Annotated in this window: 15 protein-coding genes; 8 read left to right on the forward strand and 7 right to left on the reverse strand. The window is 61.6% G+C overall.

The window, feature by feature from the left end; translation table 11 throughout:
• Positions 1-17 precede the first annotated feature (17 nt).
• Genes KIH77_RS01825 through KIH77_RS01855 form a run of 7 tightly spaced genes read left to right on the forward strand, consistent with a single transcriptional unit; the run spans position 18 to position 7,504 of the window.
• Entirely contained in the window at positions 18-1,166 is a 1,149-nt protein-coding gene (locus KIH77_RS01825) for a polysaccharide pyruvyl transferase family protein (protein ID WP_219099391.1), read from the forward strand.
• Positions 1,167-1,186: 20 nt separating this feature from the next.
• A complete protein-coding gene (locus KIH77_RS01830; protein WP_219099392.1) occupies positions 1,187-2,200 on the forward strand; it encodes a nitroreductase family protein in 1,014 nt (337 codons plus the stop codon).
• Positions 2,197-3,213 (forward strand): glycosyltransferase family 2 protein, encoded by a 1,017-nt coding sequence (locus tag KIH77_RS01835; RefSeq protein WP_236024391.1) that lies wholly within the window; start codon positions 2,197-2,199, stop codon positions 3,211-3,213. The genes KIH77_RS01830 and KIH77_RS01835 overlap by 4 nt, the downstream gene beginning before the upstream one ends.
• 25 nt (positions 3,214-3,238) lie before the next feature.
• Positions 3,239-4,396 carry a glycosyltransferase gene (locus KIH77_RS01840; protein WP_219099559.1) on the forward strand — a complete coding sequence of 386 codons (1,158 nt, stop codon included), beginning with the start codon at positions 3,239-3,241 and terminating at the stop codon, positions 4,394-4,396.
• On the forward strand, positions 4,393-5,385 hold the full coding sequence (locus tag KIH77_RS01845; protein ID WP_219099393.1) for a DUF6625 family protein: 993 nt from the start codon (positions 4,393-4,395) through the stop codon (positions 5,383-5,385). The genes KIH77_RS01840 and KIH77_RS01845 overlap by 4 nt, the downstream gene beginning before the upstream one ends.
• On the forward strand, positions 5,382-6,317 hold the full coding sequence (locus tag KIH77_RS01850; protein WP_219099394.1) for a WlaTC/HtrL family glycosyltransferase: 936 nt from the start codon (positions 5,382-5,384) through the stop codon (positions 6,315-6,317). Before KIH77_RS01845 ends, KIH77_RS01850 begins: the two co-directional genes overlap by 4 nt.
• An 8-nt stretch (positions 6,318-6,325) precedes the next feature.
• Entirely contained in the window at positions 6,326-7,504 is a 1,179-nt protein-coding gene (locus KIH77_RS01855) for an acyltransferase family protein (RefSeq protein WP_219099395.1), read from the forward strand.
• 20 nt (positions 7,505-7,524) lie between these two features.
• Here the strand turns inward: KIH77_RS01855 and KIH77_RS01860 are convergent, their stop codons facing one another.
• From KIH77_RS01860 to KIH77_RS01880, 5 genes are all read right to left on the reverse strand, one after another.
• Complete coding sequence (locus tag KIH77_RS01860) at positions 7,525-8,394, reverse strand: glycosyltransferase (RefSeq protein ID WP_219099396.1); 870 nt, start codon at positions 8,392-8,394, stop codon at positions 7,525-7,527.
• 53 nt (positions 8,395-8,447) lie between these two features.
• The gene (locus tag KIH77_RS01865; protein WP_219099397.1) at positions 8,448-9,866 is read right to left on the reverse strand and encodes a flippase; all 1,419 of its coding nucleotides are present in this window, start codon (positions 9,864-9,866) and stop codon (positions 8,448-8,450) included.
• A 438-nt stretch (positions 9,867-10,304) separates the two neighbouring features.
• Positions 10,305-10,919, reverse strand: a complete 615-nt coding sequence (locus KIH77_RS01870) for an arsenate reductase/protein-tyrosine-phosphatase family protein (RefSeq protein ID WP_219099398.1) — start codon at positions 10,917-10,919, stop codon at positions 10,305-10,307.
• 136 nt (positions 10,920-11,055) lie between these two features.
• Positions 11,056-11,832, reverse strand: a complete 777-nt coding sequence (locus KIH77_RS01875) for a hypothetical protein (protein WP_219099399.1) — start codon at positions 11,830-11,832, stop codon at positions 11,056-11,058.
• 325 nt (positions 11,833-12,157) lie between these two features.
• On the reverse strand, positions 12,158-12,880 hold the full coding sequence (locus KIH77_RS01880) for a type 1 glutamine amidotransferase (protein WP_219099400.1): 723 nt from the start codon (positions 12,878-12,880) through the stop codon (positions 12,158-12,160).
• A gap of 193 nt (positions 12,881-13,073) precedes the next feature.
• Between KIH77_RS01880 and cysS the strand changes: the two genes are divergently transcribed.
• On the forward strand, positions 13,074-14,672 hold the full coding sequence (cysS, locus tag KIH77_RS01885; protein WP_219099401.1) for a cysteine--tRNA ligase: 1,599 nt from the start codon (positions 13,074-13,076) through the stop codon (positions 14,670-14,672).
• Positions 14,673-15,096: 424 nt separating this feature from the next.
• Here the strand turns inward: cysS and KIH77_RS01890 are convergent, their stop codons facing one another.
• Together KIH77_RS01890 and KIH77_RS01895 are read right to left on the reverse strand one after the other, a co-directional pair.
• On the reverse strand, positions 15,097-17,682 hold the full coding sequence (locus tag KIH77_RS01890; protein ID WP_219099402.1) for a hypothetical protein: 2,586 nt from the start codon (positions 17,680-17,682) through the stop codon (positions 15,097-15,099).
• A 528-nt stretch (positions 17,683-18,210) separates the two neighbouring features.
• Positions 18,211-20,169, reverse strand: coding sequence for a hypothetical protein (locus KIH77_RS01895; RefSeq protein ID WP_219099403.1), 1,959 nt, complete (start codon positions 20,167-20,169; stop codon positions 18,211-18,213).
• Positions 20,170-20,257: the final 88 nt, after the last annotated feature.

Genomic DNA, 20,257 nt, shown 5'->3' on the forward strand with positions numbered 1-20,257 from the left:
CCGAGTAAGGACCGTCCATGACCAGGAAAACAGCGCTCATCACCTATCATGCCGCGCACAACAACGGATCGTTTCTGCAGGCATATGCCACGCAGCGCAAGATTCAGCAGCTCGGCCACGGCTGTGACATCATCAACTTCTCCACACCGCGCCAGCAGTACCTTTACGACGTCTACAAGAAGGTCTCGGGCCCGAAGGACATCGCCAAGAACCTCTATGCGTTCCTCCATCACAGGCTGATTCAGCGACGCCACGACGACTTCACCAGTCTGATTGATACGGCGCTCACGCTCACACCGAAGTTCTACGAGGACCCGTCGCAGATGGGAGACCTCGAATCGCAATACGACGTGTTCGTCTCCGGCAGCGACCAGATCTGGAACATGGACGCCTGGGACTACAGCGACGCCTATTTCCTCGACTTCGTGCATACGAAACCGAAGATCTCCTACGCTTCCAGCATGGGCGGCCACATCCTCGACAAGCAGGGCGATACGGCGCTCGCCGAACGGTACCGCAGCCTGCTTGCGGATTATCAGGCCGTCTCCGTCCGCGAGAAATCGGCCCAGGAATATCTCCAGCCACTAATCGACCAGCAGGTGACGCAGGTCATCGACCCGACGTTGCTGCTCGAACAGGCTGACTATGAGGAGATCACCGCGCCGCGACTGGTCGACGAGCCGTACATCTTCTACTACGCCATCGACTCCATCGAACTCAACGACAGCGCCGCCAAGGCCGTGCAGGCGTACGCCGAGGAAGCCGGACTGCCTGTATACGTGATGTTCACCGGCAACAAGTCGTATGGCTTGGAGAAATACGGCTTCCACATGCTCGATGTGGCCGCACCCAACCATTACCTGAGTCTCATCCGTCACGCCGACCATGTGTTGACGGCATCATTCCACGGCACCGCGTTCTCCATCCTGTTCGAGAAACAGTTCCACGTGGTCCGTGGCATCCACAACGGCAAAGTGAACATGGACGATCGCATGAGTTCGCTGCTCGCCACCTGCGGATTGGAGCGGCAACAGCTCATCGAAGGCGTGCAGTGGTCCGATGAGGCCATTGACTTCACGGATGTACGTCCGAAACTCGCCGTCGAGAAGGAGCGATGCGCGGAATTCCTCGCCGAGGCGCTGAACTCGGGCAGTGACGTCGAATAACCACGGTTTGGAGCACATGAATGAAGGAAACCATCAAACGACTTATCCCCGAAAGCCTCATCGCGCGGTTGCGCGGACTCGAAGCCGACATGAAGCTGCGACATGAGACCATCCACCAGATGAAGCGGTTCCGCCGCAGTTACGCCAGACGTGGTTCCATGCGGCGGGAACACTTGGAGACGCGCATCATCTTCTTCACCCATCAGATTGAGAAGGGTCTGAGCCATACCGACTTCCGCTACGGATTCGGCAAGGGCGTGCTCGCCCAGATGGCACCGCTCATGGCTTCCCTACGGAAGACCGACACCGATATCGCCCATAACGACGTCTACCAGACGGCGATCTCGGCGTTGCATGAATACCGTACCCGTCACGAGGAAGCGCACGTCGACCTGGCATATATGCGTGAACTGTTCGATGCGGCGATATGGAACGATATCGCCACGACGGAGAACACGACCGGCGGGGCCATGACCATCAGGGCGGCCGACAAGCGGCATAACGGCTCCCTCACCTTCACCAGGCTCATGGAGGAACGCCACTCCGTCCGTGAATTCGCCGACGAGCCGGTATCCGCCGCGGAAATCACCAAAGCCGTGGACGCCGCCATGCGTACGCCATCGGTCTGCAACCGACAGCCCACCCGCGTGCACATCATCACCAACCCGCAGCTCATCCGCCACGCCATGCCGCTGCAGGGAGGCTTCCGTGGATATCCGATGCCGCCGGCACTGGTGCTCATCACCGCCGACAACCAGGCATTCATGAATCAGGACGAACGCAACGAAGGCTACACCGACGGCGGCCTGTTCGGCATGTCCCTGCTGCTGGCCCTCGAGGAACAGGGACTGGCCGCCTGCCCGCTCAACACCATGCTGCCCATGAAACGCGACGAAGCCACCCGAGCGCTGCTTGGCATCCCCGACAGCGAGTTCCTCGTCATGTACATCGCCGTGGGACATTTCCGCGACGAGGTGAAGACCTGTAAATCGCAGCGGTTCCCCGCCGACGGCATCGTGACGGTGCACGCATGAGCGAGAAGAACATCATGACCGGCGGCCAAGCGCCGGCGCCGGAACCATTGATCAGCGTCATCGTGCCCGTGTACAAGGTCGAACAGTATCTCGCCGACTGCGTCATCAGCATTGTCAATCAGACCCACCGCAATCTGGAGATCATCCTTGTGGACGACGGTTCGCCCGACCGATGCCCGGAACTCTGTGAGCAGTGGGCCGAGCACGACAGCCGAATCCGTGTGGTGCACAAGACCAACGGCGGATTGTCGTCCGCCCGCAATGCCGGGCTTGATGTCGCCAAGGGCGATTACATCGCCTTCGTGGACAGCGACGACGTCATCGAGCCCGACATGATCGCGACGCTCCACGAATGGATCCGCAGCCATGATGGCGTGGACGTGGCCATGTGCGGCACCGTCAAAGTATTCGACGACGGCAGCGAGGACCACATCGACGCCACCCTGCCGGACAAGACCTTCACCCGTGCCGACGCCCTGCGTTCGTTCCTCTACCATCACGAGCGCATGGCCAGCGCCGTATGGAACAAGCTGTTCGTCGCAAGGTTCTTCCGCGGTCCCGAAGCCATACGCTTCCCCGAAGGGCTCAACAGCGAGGACTACTTCGTGCTCAGCCGTGTCTACAACACCATGAGCGGACTGTATTTCAGTGCCAGACCGCTGTACCGTTACCGCATCCGGGAGAACTCCATCACCACGGCATCGGTGAACGAACACAGTTTCGACAAGGCGCGCATCGCCGACCTGTGCTGCTCATATCTGGAATCGCAGGGCTACGAGGACACGGCGGCGCTCGCATACTGCCGCATGCAGGGCTGGTACGACGTGCTGTACGACCTGCTTGACAAACGCGCCGACACGGCGACCATCCGGCGGTGCCGCAAGGCGCTGGCCACGACTGTGCCACCGGTGCTACGAGACCGTTCGCTACCGTTCGGCCGCAAGGCCCGAATCCTGCTCATGGCCGCAGCGCCACGAGCGTATTATCGCATCTCCAGCCGTTCGACGCGGTAGACAAGGATTTCACGTGACAGCTTCAATGCGACAGCAAACACCGATACATATCGCCCAGTGGGGACTGCTCGGCGGCCGCGGAGGCATCGAGTCGTTCATCATGGACTGCTACCGTCATATCGACAGATCCTTGGTGCAGTTCGATTTTCTGGAATCGCATGATGAGGGGCCTCTGGCATACGAGGACGAAATCAAGGAACTGGGCGGTGTCGTATACCGTGTCATGTATTCCGAGCGGGAGTCGTTCCACAAATCCCGATCCGAACTGTCGCGATTCTACCGGAACCATCGGGAGATAGCCGGTGTGCATGTGCATGCGAATTTTCCGTATGCGTTGCCGCTGCGGATCGCCCAAAACGAGGGAATCGCACTGAGGATTCTCCACTCTCATAACTCCGGTGCGGCCAGCCGGTCCGGTTCGGTCCCATTGCCGAAGCGTTTGATCCAATCCATGCGTTCGATGGTGGTGGGCAGGCAGATCGACCATGCGCCCACGCATTATTTCGCATGTTCGGATATCGCCGCCGATTATATGTTCCGAGGAAAGCCGTTCCAGTGGATAAAAAACGGCATCGACACGCGTCGGTTCGCGTTCGATGATTCGGTACGAACCACGGTCCGGTCCGCACTGGGCATAGGAGACACCACCACGGTCATCAGATTCTGCGGGCGATTCCGTCAGCAGAAGAATCCGTTGTTCCTGATGCGGATTTTCGCACATTACAGGACACTCCAGCCGGATAGTCTGTTGCTGCTGGTCGGCGACGGTGAACTGCGTTCGGACATGGAGGATGCCATCGAGGCCCTCGGCATCGGCGGCCATATCCGTTTCCTCGGGGAACGGGCGGACGTTCAGAGCCTGTATCAGGCGATGGACGCCTTCGTTCTGCCGTCTCGGTATGAGGGCCTGCCGATAGTCTGCGTCGAGGCGCAATGCTCCGGCCTGCCATGCCTGGTGTCACGCGAGGCGGTGACGGAACAGGCCCGTCTCACCGATCTGATGACGTACCGGTCGCTTAATGATGCGCCGGAGACGTGGGCCACGACATTGCAAGACATGACGGAGGATCGACGCGACCGTCGTCGATACGTCGGACGGATTCGCGCGGCAGGATTCGACATGCAGGACGTGGCCGGGGAATTGCAACGATTCTATCTCGCTCATGCAGGGAGGCAATCATGAGAACATGCGCTTTCATTCTGCCCTATTACGGGCGTTTCCCGGAATATTTCCCGGTGTTTCTGCGGTCATGCGCAGCCAATCCGGATTTCGATTGGCTGATTTTCACCGACGACCATACGGATTACGACTATCCTGCGAACGTCCACGTGCATTACGAGACATTCGCGGATATGCAGCAGCGGGTCCGGTCGGCGTTCGACTTCCATCCGCAGCTGCGGACACCGTACAAGCTCTGCGATCTCAAACCCATGTATGGGTATCTGTTCGAGCGGTATCTCGCCGATTACCGGTTCTGGGGGCACTGCGACTGCGATGTGGTGTTCGGACGGCTCTCGCACTTCATCACCGATGAACTGCTGGAACGGTACGACAAGATATTCCCGCTGGGACATCTGTCGTTGTACCGCAACACCGAGGAGAACAACCGCCGGTTCATGCTCCCCCTGGACGGAGACCCCCTGTATCGTCGGGTGCTGGAGTCGGAGACCATATTCACGTTCGACGAAAGCTATCTGCCGACCAACGTGAACCGTATCTATCAGGAGAACGGCTTCCCCATATACATGACCGACCTTTCCGGCAACACCAGCGTGCGCAGCCTGACATTCGCCATCACCCGCTATGATGACGGTCTGGGCTCATACCTCGTCGAAAAACCCGTTCATGCCATCTACATATGGGACGACGGCCGATTGTCGCGATACCGGCGCAGGTTCGGACGATTGGAGACCGATGAGCTGATGTACATGCACTTCCAACGGCGTCGGATGCGATTGGGTGACGGCGTGATCGGTTCGTCACGGTTCAAGATACTGCCCGGCTCCTTCGAGACGCTGGAAGCGGAGCGGATCACCAACGATAACTTCTCCTCGATTCGATGGAAACGCGACGGCGACCTGCGGCATCACCGGCGCAGCCTGTGGCGGGGCGACATCATATTCCGGCTGAGGCGAATCAGGGACATCATCTCACGAAAGGGCAGAGCATGAACGACGGCATCGCAGTATCCAATGGCGTCACGCTGCGTGACGGCATTACGCTGGTGACGGAATTCTTTCCCATCGGACGGGACGGATGGACGACCTTCACCCGTTCGGACGACAAATATTTCGATTATTTCGAAGTATGGGCGCGTATCCGCAACGATCTCGTCGTCTATACCATTCCCGAATATGCCGATCGGGTAATGGAGATCCGACGCCGGTTCGGGCGTGACAACACCACGGTGGTTCCCGTTCCGGATTATATGGAAATCGATCGTCCACTGCTGACGATGATGGAGAACGTCTGCAGGACGTACCGTCCGTTCAGCATGTTCCCCGACAAGCCGGAACCGGCACAGCCGCTATACAACTATGTGACCTCGCTGAAATACTGGTGCATGAAGGAGGCCGCCAGGCTGGCGAAGACGGACAAGCTCGCATGGATCGACTTCGGATTCGACCACGGCGGCAGCTCCCACAGTCCCGAGGAATACGACTTCGAATGGAACTACCCCTTTGAAGGACCGGTGACGTTCTTCCAGATTCATGAGCTCGGCGACGACCCGTTGTTCGAGATTATCCGTCGTACGGATACGTATTTCCAAGGCAAGTTCGTGTGCGACACCGCCTTCGCCGAACGGTTCTATCAGGACATCCGCTCCTGCTACGTCAGCATGATCCGCTGCGGTCTCATTGACGACGACCAGACCCCTCCCATCATGTGCGTCCGCGAACAGCCGGATGTCTACCATCGTCTACCGAGCTCCTGGTTCTCCAACATGGATGATTACTGCACGGGGCGTGAGCCGAAGCGGCGTCCGCGGCTCGAACCGCAATTCCTCAGGGTCGGAGCGGTGCTTCGTCTCGCATGGGCGAAACGCTGCCTGAAGACGTTGTGGCGCGAATTCAAGTATCAGGTGAAACGGTATCCGCTGTGACCCGCGAGATGACGAAAGACCACACCCTGATGAACGATTCGGGCAAGTACCCCATAACCTCATCCACACGCCGCGATACACGGTTCGACATACTGCGCATCGCGGCCATGCTGCTGATTGTCGCCTGCCATTTCATCGCCAACATAGGCTGGCATCTGGAATCACCGGAGGCATGGCTGCACGGAGGCCCTGCCATGGCCGCCGATCAGCTGCTCGGTCAGGTCGGCTCATGCCTGTTCTTCATGATCACCGGGTATTTTCTGGTGGCCAAGCCGTTCCGCGCTCGCCGCATCATCGACACGGTGGTGCAGACGTTCCTGTATTCCGCGCTGTTCCTGTTGTTGCAGGCGATGCTGCTGATGGTGCATCCCACATCGGGCGTGGTCGCCATGTTCTCTGCCGAACGGCTGCCCGTTACCCTGTACGGTACCCTGCTGCCGGTGTTCAACGGCGCATACTGGTTCATCACCGCCTATGTGCTGATGCTGGCCGTTTCCCCGTATCTGAACATGGTGGTGACATCGTCGAGTCGCAGGACGTTGACGCTCATCAGGCTGCTGCTGGGCATCAGCGTGATGGCGCTGCTGTCGATGACGCAGTTGTTCTGGAACAACTGGTGCTATGCCGTCACCGGGTATCTCATCGGCGGATGGATTCGGACCTATGGCATGGACTCCGCGATGCTCCGGCGATTGCGATGGGGGCATGTCGTCGTGGCGGCAGTGGCGGCGTATGGCGTCCTGGCGGTGTTCGACTATCTCGCTGTGGAATTCGACGTCATGGATTGGCTGAAATCGGATGCCCGATACGTGACCGGTATGATTCCGGCGTTGTCCATCATCGTGGCCTCCACGATATTCATGATGGTGGCCAAGCGAGTGCCGCACCGACGGCGGGCCGCCGTGCGAGAGACATCGCATAGACGAGCGGGGACGGGGAAGACCCTCAGCGCCACTGTCTTCGGCGTGTATCTCATCCACAACAACCCATACGTCCGTCCGAATCTGTGGCAGGCTGTGACCTCGATGCTGCCTGAGCCGGATTCGTTCGTCGTCGGGGCCGGCATGGGCGTCGTGGTCGTGGTGGCGGTGTTCCTGACGTGCGCCGTATGCGCGTTCGTCTACGATGCGGCGGTCGTCCGTCCGGTGCAGCGCGTCGTCGGGCGATTGCTGCGGCTGCGAGGCTGAACCGCGGCCGCAGCGTCAATTCAGCGGTCGAACCGGAAAGCCTGACGAACCTGTTCGGTCGGCATCTTCGCCAGCTTCTGCGCGATGGACCGGCTTTCGATCTGCCGACGATGCTGCACCTCCTCGGCGTCCTGCCTCCACGCCATCTTGGCACTGCCCCGCTCCTTGTGCAAGACTTTGTATTCGGGGAAGTACATCTCCCTCAGCCCGGTCTTCTGGCAGAGGATGGACAGGCAGTCCTCCTCGTAATACAGGAACGTACCGGGATAGAATCCGTCGTAGTCTTTGAAGAAGTTCTCGGTGAACAGCAATGCGGCACCGTGCAGTGTCTCGCTGTTCGGGTTGAGGATGCGGGGGGAATCGTCATGTTGGGTCACGGCTTTTCTGACCGTGCTGACGATTGGCTTGCTGGTGATGTACTTGTTCTTGAAACCGCCCAGCGTGGTATAGATGTCGCGGAATATGGTGACTCCCGAACGCACGGTCACGTTACGTGGCGTGGAGTTGCGGCCCTCATCGTTTTCGGTGCGGAATCCGACGATACCCACATTGTCGGGGATTTCCAGACGTTCCAGTTTGCCGGCCAACGTCTCGTCGGTGAGCACGATATCGCTGTTCAGCACCAGAATGCGGTCAAGCCCCTGGCGGCGCAACGCGGCGATGCCGACGTTGTTGCCCCGTGCGAAACCGAGATTCTCATCGTTGGCGATGAATTCGACGTTGGGAATGCCGCTGCAGAAGTCAGACAGCCGGGCGGCCGAATCGTTCGACGAACCGTTGTCCACCACCACGATTCGCGTGGTGACGTCACGTTGGCGCAGCACTGATTCCACGCATTCGATGGTGCAGGAATAATTGAGGTAATTGAGCACTACTATGCCCAGGGTCATACTGTTCTCCTTGTCCATGGGATCATGTCGGTGTTATCGGTGGTTATCGGTGGTTATCGGTGACGTCGGGGAAGCAATCGGCCGCAGACCTCCATGACCAACTGGTCCCTGACGATTAGCAGGGTTCCCCCGTAGGCGATGGAGAATCCCAGACCCAGACAGACCAGCTGTGGGAACGTGGCCATGTGGGGGACCGCGAACACCCAAACCAGCCCCGCGACGACCGATCCCGTCACCGATGCCATAAGGATCTTCGGCAGGTTCAACAGCTTGATGATGCTGCGCATACGGGAACGGAGCAGCCATGCACGCACGATGAATGTGCCGATTTCCGCGCAGATGTTGCCAAGGGCGGCGCCGTTGGCGCCGAGTACCGGAATCAATGCGAGATTGACCGCCAATGCGATGAAGAGGCCGATGAACGTGGCTGCCGAAGCCTGTTTCTCTCCGCCGTCGGCCAGCAGCGTCTGCTGCAGGATGGCATTGACCGCGGCAAAAGGCAACGCCGTGACCGCGATGGCCAGTGGAATCGCCGATGCCGTGAACTGTGCCCCGCCGATGATGATGACGAGCTGGGGGCTGCATACGATGCCGAGCAGACTCGCGGCCACGCTGATGATCAATGAGAAGTGCAGAAAGCGTCCGAACAGATTATCCGCATTGTCCTCCCTGCCATTGGCGTAGTAATACGACAGACGAGGCAGCAGCACGCCTCCCAGCGAATTGATGCAGGTAAGCAGCAGGGTCTTGATCTTCACGGCAAGCTGATAGATGCCAACCATCGTGTTACTGCTCATCAGGCCGAGAATCAGCATGTCGATCTGCAGGTATACGCCGGACGAGATGCTGATGACGATGAACGACAGCATCGGTCTGAAATGGCGACGTATGTTCAACTTCCCGCCGGCCGTGAACGAAACGAAACGATGCAGTCGAATCAGATTCAATATGTTCGAGCCATAGCTGGCAATGACGGTGATAAGCGCGTATATGCGGTAATCGTTGGTGTCATGGACGAACGCGAGCATCAGCGCCAGCCCGGTGATCTTGAATGCGATGTTACGCACGGTGATATAGCCATACTGCTCTATCGCCTGATAGAACCATTCGACACCAAACGACGACAATACGATCATCGCGCTGCAGATCAGCATGAGCGGTCTATCCTGCGACAGGCGGGGCACCGTGAACAGGCAGACAAGGAACGTGGCGTACATAATGGTGGACGACACCGCCAGAATACACAGGAGTTCCCTGACCAGAGTGCTGAGCTTTGCGGAATCGTCACGGACCTTGGCGCATTCGCGAATGCCGTACTGCGGTATGCCGAGCAGTGCGATTGTGGCGAAATATCCACCGATGCTCTGCCCGAACGCCACAGCGCCGGTGCCGGTGGGGGAAAGCACGCGAGACACATATGGGACGGTGATCAGCGGGAAGATGAACGCTGATGACGTAAGAATCATATTCATCAGCACGTTGAATTTCACCGACCGTATCTTCGGTTTCCGGGTCTCTGGCTGATTGGTGTCGGGCATAATGGTCCTACGGGCTGTCTTTCGTTTCGTTGGTGCGTTGGTGCGTTGATGCGGCGTCCGGCCGGACTGTCGCCGGCGGCGTCTTCGTCCCACACCCTTACTACGAGGGTGTGGATGCGATGAATTTATTATATATGGGGGTGTGGGTCGGCTGTGGCCGGGAACGTTGTGGTGTGACCGGGTGCATGGTTCTGTGACCGGGTGCATGTGCACCGAGTCACGTATAGGGCGAAAACGTTGGAATTGCAACGATTGCGTGACTGGCGTGACTTGGTGCATCCGCACCCGGTCACGTGATAGTTGCACCCGGTCACGTGGTTGTTGCACCCGGTCACGTGGTTGTTGCACCCGGTCACGCCCACGCCACAAGGCCTACGGGAGGATACTGACGATGTCGGCGATGCATTCGCGGATGGCGTCGTAGGCGTTGCGGTAGTCGTTGAGCGAACGGTGGAACGGGTCGGGGACGTCCGCGGCGGGCGGCAGGCCCGGGCGTAGGAACGGGGCGTTGCGCATGACCGTCAGCAGCCGCGACGCCGCATCGTCCGGACTGTCGGGGTCGATGGCGTCGAAATCGCCGCGCCGCCTGGCCGCCGTGCACAATTCGGCGAATTCGGTCATCAGGAACGTCGACCGGACCAGCGACGGATTCGCCAGCAGAATCTCGTCGATATGGTCGCGTTCGAAGCACAGGACGAGGATGTTCGTGCCGGTCGAACGCATATACGGCGTGTCATAGATCGGCGTGGACAGGTGCATCGCGGGATCGACGCCGTTGGAGCCGTCGATGCGGGACTCGTCGGCCAGCATCCGCATGCAGGTCCCGTCCATCGGACGGGGGCTCAGTCGCAGCAGACCGGCGCTGGATACGGCGATGCCGTCGCCGTCGATGTCGCTGACCCCGCGCCGGCGCAACGCGTCGCGCATCATATACTCCGCCATGGGGGAGCGGCAGACGTTACCGGAGCAGACCATCAGAATATGCATGGAATTCCTCTCTATCGGGAGGTCATGGTGCGAAATACAAAACGGAGGTGAGAGTGTATCACTCCCACCTCCGTGTGGACAAGTCGTGTATGGGCCGCGAATGAGCGCAGGCCCATACACGGGCGTCGGCCCGTCGTCAGCGCCGGATGCGGCGGCGGGCGACGAACACGGAGCCGGCGGCCAAGGCGATCACGGCCAGTGCCACGCAGTACGGCAGCATGGCGGTGCCGGTCCTGCTCAGCGTGGAACGACCGGTCGCGCCGGAGGCGCTCGCATCCTCGGTGCCGCCCTCGCCGGTCTTCGGCAGGTCGGCCGAGGCGGAGTACAGCACGCCGGACATGCCGGAGCTGCGCAGCTGCGAAAGCTGGGCGGCGGTCAGGGCCTTGCCGCCGTTGTCGATCTTCACGGGGCTGAGGAACACGTCGTACTTGAGTTCGCCGCCCTGGGCGATGGCCTTCTGAGTGAGCTTGAAGATGAAGGTGATGGAGTTGGCGTCCTTGGTGACCTGGCCGGCGTAGAAGTAGGCGTCGGCGTTGACGCTGGCCACGGTGCGCACCGCGGCGGGGGAGGCGGCGGTCTCGGCGTCCTTGCCGGTGGCGCGGAAGACGCCGTCCGAGAACGTGACGGCGTCGTCGTCGCCGGCGGCCGCGGCACGGGTGGAGCCCTGCGGCGAAACCGCGGAGACCAGCGTGCCGTCCACGCGTACGTAGGCGTAGGCCACGCCGTCCGCGTTGGAGTACTGGGCGATGTCGTTGCTGCTGAACGTAGCCGTGCCGGTGGCGGTGTTGCCGTTGACGATGATATCGGCGCCGTAGCCGGCGGCGGATGCGGCCGGGGCGAATCCGATGACGGCGGCGATGGCCGCGACGATTACGAACAGTGCCTTGAGGTATTTGGGGGTGGTGCGAGTCATGGGGTTCCCTTCGTCAATCTGCCCTTACGGCGTTGTCTCTCACCGCCGATGGCATCCTATACGTATGCAACCAGATGGTAAGTGTACACCCCCGTTGTACGGAAAACTATTTACGGGTGTATAACGACGAGGGCAACATTGGGAAAACGGTGACGAGGGTCATGGGCATGACATGCCAAACGTTTGACGGATGGTATGTCGGGGTTGTGTGGTCGAGCGTGATATTGATGGTACGGAGGAGGGGTGTGCATCGCTAACAACGATGTAAACACGCCCTTATTGGGAGATGGCTGACGAGCGTCCCCGAAGGGGGTCGTGTCGCAAATCAGTCAGAAAGCGATTTCGCGTACGACGAGCAACGCGCCGCGAACCCGGAGAACACCGACTCCGCCAACGGCTGCAACCGGGGATTATATTCCGCGAAATCGTCTCGAAGTTTGGACAAATCCGACTTCTTCATGCCCTCGACCATCTCCGGCGTGCCCAGCCATTCCTCGAACAACGGCGCCGTCACCTCAAGATGGAACTGCATACCCAACGCCGACCCCACGCGGAACGCCTGGTTCTTCGTCAACGACGACTTCGCCAACAACTGGCCGCCCTGCGGCAGCGACACCACGTCGTTATGCCAATGCAGCACCGTCAGCTCCTTCGACCACATCGAGAAGTAATCATGGCGATCCACACGGTGAATCGGCAGGAACCCGATCTCCGGGGCCTTGCCCGACTTCAGCTTCGCACCCAACGCCGTCGCGATGATCTGATGGCCAAGGCACACGCCCAACACCGGCTTGCCCACCGAGATCGCCGCCTTCGCGATCTTGCCTTCGGCCTTCAGGCCCGGATACTTGTCATAATCCGTGGCCCCCATCGGACCGCCCATGATAACCACGCCGGCCACCTCATTGAAATCAGGCAAATCGGGTTTCTTCTTCTTCGCGATGTTCAGGACCTGGGTGGGGACGTCCATCTCGTCGAGATTATCGAGAATACGACCGGGCTTCTCCCAATCGACATGCTGAAAAATCAAAACCTGTGCCTTCGCCATGGTTCTATTGTGACACCGAACGATGGACCGCCGGCGTGATTGGTCATATTCCCATGTAACAGATGGGTAAATAGCGGCGTCAGACGGCCGCGACGCGAGGTTATGGCCGGCTGAAGAAAAACGGTATGACACGGCCGCGGACAACCCGGAGGCAACGCTTGCCGATGTCGGACATCACGCATATTCTCGAACTATGACTAGTACCCCAAAACCGCTTGATTTCAACGATTCCGCGGCAAGCCAGCTGCGTCTGTACGACACGGCCACCCACAGCATCGCACCTTTCACGTCCATTCATCCCGGCGAAGTGGGCATCTACGTGTGCGGCGCCACCGTGCAAAGCTCGCCGCACGTCGGCCACATCCGCGCCGCCGTGGCGTTCGACGTCGTGCGCCGCTGGCTGCTGCGACTGGGATACAAGGTCACGTTCGTGCGCAACGTGACCGACATCGACGACAAGATCCTCGACAAGGCCCGCGCCGCAGGCCAACGCTGGTGGGAGCGCGCCTACATCTACGAGCGCGAATTCACCGCCGCATACGAGACACTCGGCGTGCTGCCGCCGACCTACGAGCCGCGCGCCACCGGCCACATGCTCGACATGATCGACCTCATCCAGCGCATCCTCGACAACGGCCACGCCTACGTCGTGCCCGGCCCCGACGGCAAGCCCAGCGGCAACGTCTACTTCGACGTGGCCAGCTGGCCCCGCTACGGCGAGCTGACGCATCAGGAGACCGGCACCAAGCCCGCCGCCGACGAAGCCGCCGCCATCGCCGACCGCATGGGCCCCAGCGTCGACGAGACCGGCCCCGACAAATACAACCCGGTCGACGCCGCCGACGCCTCGCCCGACAAGCACGACCCGCGCGACTTCGCCCTGTGGAAGGCCCCCAAGGACACCGACCCGCTCGACGCCCGCTGGCAGACCCCGTTCGGCGTGGGCCGCCCCGGCTGGCATCTCGAATGCTCCGCCATGAGCCACCGCTACCTCGGCGACGACTTCGACATCCACGGCGGCGGACTCGACCTGCGCTTCCCCCACCACGAGAACGAGACCGCGCAGTCCCGCGCCGCCGGCTGGGGATTCGCCCACCACTGGATGCACTCCGCATGGGTCACCCAGAAGGGCGAGAAGATGAGCAAGTCGCTCGGCAACGGGCTCTCCGTGCCCACCGTGCTCGCCGAACACAGCGCCTGGGTGGTGCGTTACGCGCTCGCCTCCGTGCAGTACCGCTCCATGCTCGAATGGGGCGACCAGACGCTGAACGAGGCGCAAGCCGCCTACGACCGCGTCGCCAACTTCATCGAACGTGCGGCCGGCGCCATCGGCGAGCAGCCGTCGCGTGACGAGATCCAGGGCGTCGGCGTGGACGGACTGCCCGAGGACTTCGTCAATGCCATGAACGACGACATCAATGTGGCCGGGGCCGTCGCCGCCGTGTTCAGCGCCGTACGCGCCGGCAACACGCTGCTTTCCAAGCTCGAGGACGCCGCCGACACCGCCGCCGCCCGCGCCGACATCCGCCGCCGGCTCGTCGCCGTGCGCGCCATGCTCGACACCCTCGGCCTCGACCCGCTCGCCGAGGAATGGTCCGCCGGCGGCTCCGACGGCGAAGGCGACAAGGAGCATGACGTGCTCGACACGCTCATCGCCGAACAGCTCGAGGCCCGCGCCGAAGCACGGAAGAACAAGGACTACGCTCGCGCCGACGCCATCCGCGACGCCCTCGCCAACGCCGGCGTGGCGATTGAGGATACCGCCTCCGGTTCGACTTGGTCTCTGAAGTGAGGTAACGGGACACCGGAATAACGAAATGGCCGAACGACGGATGTGTCGTTCGGCCATTTCGTTTTTTGGGGGTATACGTCTTGTCTTCTGTCATCCTGAGCGGGGATTGCGCGTTTGTCATCCTGAGCGGAGGGCTTGGCCCGGAGTCGAAGGATCTTGTGGCCTGTGTGGGGATTGGAGATCCTTCGGCTTCGCCGCAAGCGGCTCCGCTCAGGATGACAGGGGGGTGGGTTTTCTCGGCTCCCTCTGATGAGGGAGCTGTCGGCGGAGCTGACTGAGGGGGAGGCCGCGGTAAAGACAATGTCGCCGTGGGTGACTCCGTTGGGTGGAGTCGCCCACGGCGACACTTGGTTGTTCGGGTCTCTCCCTCCGTCACGCCTGACGGCGTGACACCTCCCTCGTCAGAGGGAGGCGGGGGTGGGGCTTACGCCCTGCGGCGGCGGAGGGCCACGGCGATGCCGCCGATGGCGAGCAGGGCGATCGCGGCGGCGGAGATGCCGGCGATTGCGGTGCCGGTCTTGCTCAGCTGGCTTGTGCCCGTCGTGCCGTTCGCGTTCGTGGTGGTGCCACTGCTCGGCGTGGTCGTGGTCGGCTTGGTGCTCGGGTTCGTGCCAGGCTTGTCGCTCGGCTCCGGGTTCGGGGCCGGCTTCTCGGCCTTCGTCAGGGTGATGGTCGCGGTCGCGCTGACCGTATCGTCGGTCGTGCCGTCCTTGGTGGCGGTGAACGTCAGCTTGAAGTCGCCTTCTTCGCCGTTCTTGATGGCCTCGTTCAGCTTGGCGAGCTGATCCTCGTCAAGCTTCACCGTGTAGCCTTCCACATTCACCGACGGGTTGACGAGCTTCGTGGCGGCATCGGCCGTCAGTTCGCCCTTCGCCACGTCGTACGTGACCTTTTCGTTGCCCAGCGTCAGCACAGCCTTCTTGACGCCGAACGTGCCGTCCTCGTTCTTCACCAGGCCGGAGCCTTCCACCACGTACTCAGACTTCGGGGCCACGGTGAAGGTGCCGCCGGAGATCTGCGCATTGACGAGATCCTCGGCGAGCGCACCCTTGAACGTGCCGCCGGAGACCTTGACTTCGACCTTGTTGTCCTGGCCCTCGGTGAGCGCTCCGGTGTACTGGCCGATTGTCTTCTGCTCGCCGGTCGCCGTGAACGTGCCGCCGTTGATGGTGAGCTGGCCCACGTTTGCGCCGTCGGTGTCCTTGTCGACGCTGCCGCCGCCGTTCCAGATGACGATGCCCTTCTCCGTGGTCGCCGAGAACTCGCCGCCGTTGATGGTGGTCTTGTTCCAGTTGAACACTGCTGCGGAGGTGCCCTTGACGGTGCCGCCGTTGATGGTCAGTTCGCCGTAGGAGTCGTTCTTGATGTAGTTGCCGCCCTCGAACGTGCCGCCGTTGATGGTCAGCGTGGCGTTCTTCCCGTTCGCCGGCTTGCCGGAGTACCAGCCGTTGTCGATCAGCGACGAGTAGCTGGCGTGCGAGCCGTCGGACTTGAGCAGCTGGACCGTCGTGCCTTCGTTGATGGTTATGTCGCCATGGTTGAGGAGCGTGTAGTAGGTGTTGTCCTTGGTGCCGGTCTCCTTGGAACGTTTGAACGTGCCGCCCTCCAGCGTGGCCGTGGCGCCTTCCTCGTTGCTGAGTGCGGCCTTCTGGTGCGTCACGTTGTCGACGACGCCGGTCTTCTTGGCCGAGGAGTCCTTAATGGTCAGCGTGCCGTTGTTGGTGATGGTGTGGCCGGCCTTGTTGGTCAGCGTGTGGCCCGCGAGATCCAACGTGATGGTCTTGCCGGCCGGGATGATGACGTCCTCGGTCACGTTCTGCAGCAGCGTGACGGTGGTCGCCCCGGCCTCGATGGCCTTGGCGACGGAGGAATACGCCTTGCCGTCCTGATCGGTGACGTAGGTGGAAACGCCGTTGTAGGTGTACTTCGTCTCCTCACCGAACGTGTTGTTCTGGACGGTCAGGCCGCCTTCGGTGACGTAGCCGCCCATCAGGACGCCGACGAAGGCGTCAAGTTCGTTGCTCGTGACCTTCAGGCCGTCGTTCGGGCCCTGCTGCGGCCAGACGCTGTAGGAGACGGCCGCATAACCCTCAGCCGTGTTGCCGTCGATGACCGTGTTCTTGGTGGCGGTGACGGCGAACGCGTAGGTGCGGGACGCGTCGGCGGAAAGACCGGTCCCGTTCTTCACCGTGTTGCCGGAGATCGTCGTGTCGACGATGCCGTAGGAGCCGGCCTGCGTGTTGCCGTTGCCCACCACGAACATCATCGAACCGGACGTGCCCTCGCCGGACTTCGGGCCGCTGGTCACGGTGTTGTCCGCGATCGTGGTGCCCGTGATCGGCAGGGTGCCGTTGCCGATGATGTTCACGCCCACGGCGGAGTTGTTGACGACCTGCCCGAGCTTGAACGTGTTGCCCTTGATGGACGTATTCGTGGCGCCGTTCTCCAGCCACACGGAGCTCGGCTGCCAGTCCTTGTTCTTCGAGGCGCCCGTCGCCGGGTCACCGGCTGCAATCGTGAACGTGTTGTCGGTGATCGTCACGCCGGTGGCCTTGCCGCTCACGATAACGTTCTGCGCGTTCGTGTTGGTGGCCGGGTCAAGCGTGAAGGACACGCCCTTCACCGTCACGCCGGAGGCGTTGATGCGCAGGGAGCCCGCGAAGGTGACATCCTTGGCCGCAGTGATGGTGACGCCCTCGTACGTGTTGGCGATAGACAGGCGCGCATCGGCGCCGACGGATTCGTTGATGGTGACCGTCTTGTCGTCGGCCTTCGCGGCCGCGGCGAGTGCGTCGTTGAACGAGTCGAAGCTCTGGCCGTTGGCGGTGAACGCGCCGGCAGTGGCCTTCGCGCTCGCGGCCGCCACGGTCGTATTCGTCGTCGACGGTTCCGCCGCATTCGCCATGGGTGTGATGAAGGGGGCTGCCAGAGTGATGGCCGCCAGCCCCGCTATTGCCAGACGCGACGCCAGAACGCCGCACGAAGTCGATATGGAAATATGGTTTCTCATGCCTCTCCTTTTTCCACTTTCCTAGGGGAAACCGGATAGTCGTACGTATACCTTACGTATACCCGTTATTCTATGACCCCCTATATAACAATAGCGCAATCACGAGGCCCCTATGCCTTCCGAGATGGGGAAAATCTCATGCATGCAGTCCTATGGGACTGCGTGTCGGGAACGTTCACATTCGTATTTGCCGGCCTGGGTGGAAGGAGTTGGATTGTTCTGTCATCCTGAGCGGAGGGCTTGGCCCGTAGTCGAAGGATCTTGCGGTCTGTGTGGGGATTGGAGATCCTTCGACTTCGCCGCAAGCGGCTCCGCTCAGGATGACAGGGGGTGGGTTTTCTCGGCTCCCTCTGATGAGGGAGCTGTCAGCGGAGCTGACTGAGGGAGAGACTGCGATATAGAAAATGTCGCCGTGGGTGACTCCGTTGGGTGGAGTCGCCCACGGCGACATTGTGGTGTTCGGGTCTCTCCCTCCGTCACGCCTGACGGCGTGACACCTCCCTCGTCAGAGGGAGGCGGGGGTGGGGCTTACGCCCTGCGGCGGCGGAGGGCCACGGCGATGCCGCCGGCGGCGAGCAGGGCGATCGCGGCGGCGGAGGCGCCGGCGATCGCGGTGCCGGTCCTGCTCAGTTGGCTTGCGGTGGCCTTCTTGCCGTTATCGGTTCCGGCGGGCGTGGTGGTCGTCGTCGGATTGTCGGACGGACCGGTCGGGTTCGTCGCCGGGGTCTCCGTCTTCGTCAGCGTGACGATGGCGGTCTCGCTCAGCGTATCGTCGGCGACGCCGTCCTTGACGGCGGTGAACGTCAGCTCGAACTCGCCCTCGGTCTTGCCGTCCTTGATGGCCTGATTGATGGCCGCGAGCTGTGTCGCATCCGGCGTGGCGTCGCCATAGCCCTCGACGTTCAGGGACGGGTCGACGAGCTTCATGGCGGCATCGGCCGTCAGCTCGCCCTTCGCCACGTCGTATGTGGCCTTCGCGTTGCCCAGCGTCAGTTTCGCCGCGGCGACGCCGAACGTACCGTCCTCGTTCTTCACCAGACCAAGGCCCTTGGCCAGATAGGCGGCCTTCGGCGCCGTGGCGTACGTGCCGCCGGTGATGGTCAGCTTCGTGGCGGCATCGCCGTTGCCGACGACCTCGGCATCCTTGCCGCCGGCGAATGTGCCAGCCTCAAGGGTCGCCGTGCCCTGGTTGAACACGGCGGACTTGCCGTCAGCGGACGTCGTCACCTTGCCGCCCTTGTCGGCGGAGGAGTCGACGACGGTCAGCGTGCCGTTGTTGACGATGGCATGCCCGGCGGCGTTCGACAGCGTGAAACCGGCCAGGTCGAGCGTGATCGTCTTGCCGGCCGGAATGGTGGCGCCGGCGGTAGAATCCGCCAGCAGTACGACGGTGCCGCCGTCCTTGGCCGCGGTGATCGCGGTGGAAAGCGTACGGTAGGCGACGACGGCATCGCCATCCTTCACGCCGGCGGGGAAGGCCGTGCGGTCGGCGGCGCCCGTATCCGGCGTCGTGATCGTCAGGCCGCTGCCGGTCGGCACGATGACGTTGTAGCCCAGCGTCGTGCCGGCGAGATTATTGCCGCCCACGGTGACGTCGGCGTTCGTCGTCGTCTGGCCCGGCAGCGCACCGTTGCCCAGCGCCTGATACATGCCGGTGAACGTGTTGCCGGTGAACGTCAGGCCCTGCACGCCCTGCACGACCACGCCCTGCACGTTGTCGCCAAGACCCTCGGGCACCTTGACCGTATTATCCGTCACCGCAAGATTCGTGATGCCATAACCCGCGCCGGAATTGCCGAACGCCTCGACCAGCAGGATGGACCCCTTGCCGGCATTGTCGCCGGTGACGTTCAGCGTATTGCCGGAAACCGTCACCGTGCTGATCGTCGGATTGCCTTGGATGTTCACGGCCACGCGGTCCTTGTTCTTTGCGACCGTACGGAAGTTGAACGTATTGTTTTCAATCGTCACACGGGCGGCACCCTGCGACAGATGGATGGCGTTATAGCTCTGCGACGGATCGGCGTTATCGGCGACGCCGAACACATTGTCCTTGATGGTCACGTCGCCGGCGCCACGCACCGCAACGCTCGTCGTCGAACCATTCGCGCCGGTCAGCGAGAACGTCATCCCTGTGATCGTCGCGCCGTCATGCACCGACATCGTACCCGAATACACCGCGCCATTCGCCGACGTCACCGTGATCTTCTTCTCCACACGGACCGTCTCCGACGAATCCGCCGTCAACGTCACCGTATCGCCGTTCTTTGCCGCGGCCAACGCGGCGGACAACGTAGCGTAGGACTGTCCGCCGACCGTGGCGACGCCTGCCGCGGCCTTCGCCGCCGCGGTCGTGCCGGTCGTGCCGGTCGTCTCGGCGTTCGCCGCAACCGGGGCAATGAAGGGGGTGGCCAGCGCGACGGCGGCAAGCCCAGCCACCGCCATGCGCGCAATACCGCCCGTGATACGGGAATCACGCAAAGTCATGAGTTTTCCTCTGTTATCTTTCTGTCTTTCCTGCGTTGCCTATACGTCGGCGAAGACGATCGGCAACATGCCTTCTCGTTTCCGTCCG

The organism is Bifidobacterium pluvialisilvae (genome assembly GCF_019331695.1).
GTDB lineage: Bacteria > Actinomycetota > Actinomycetes > Actinomycetales > Bifidobacteriaceae > Galliscardovia > Galliscardovia pluvialisilvae.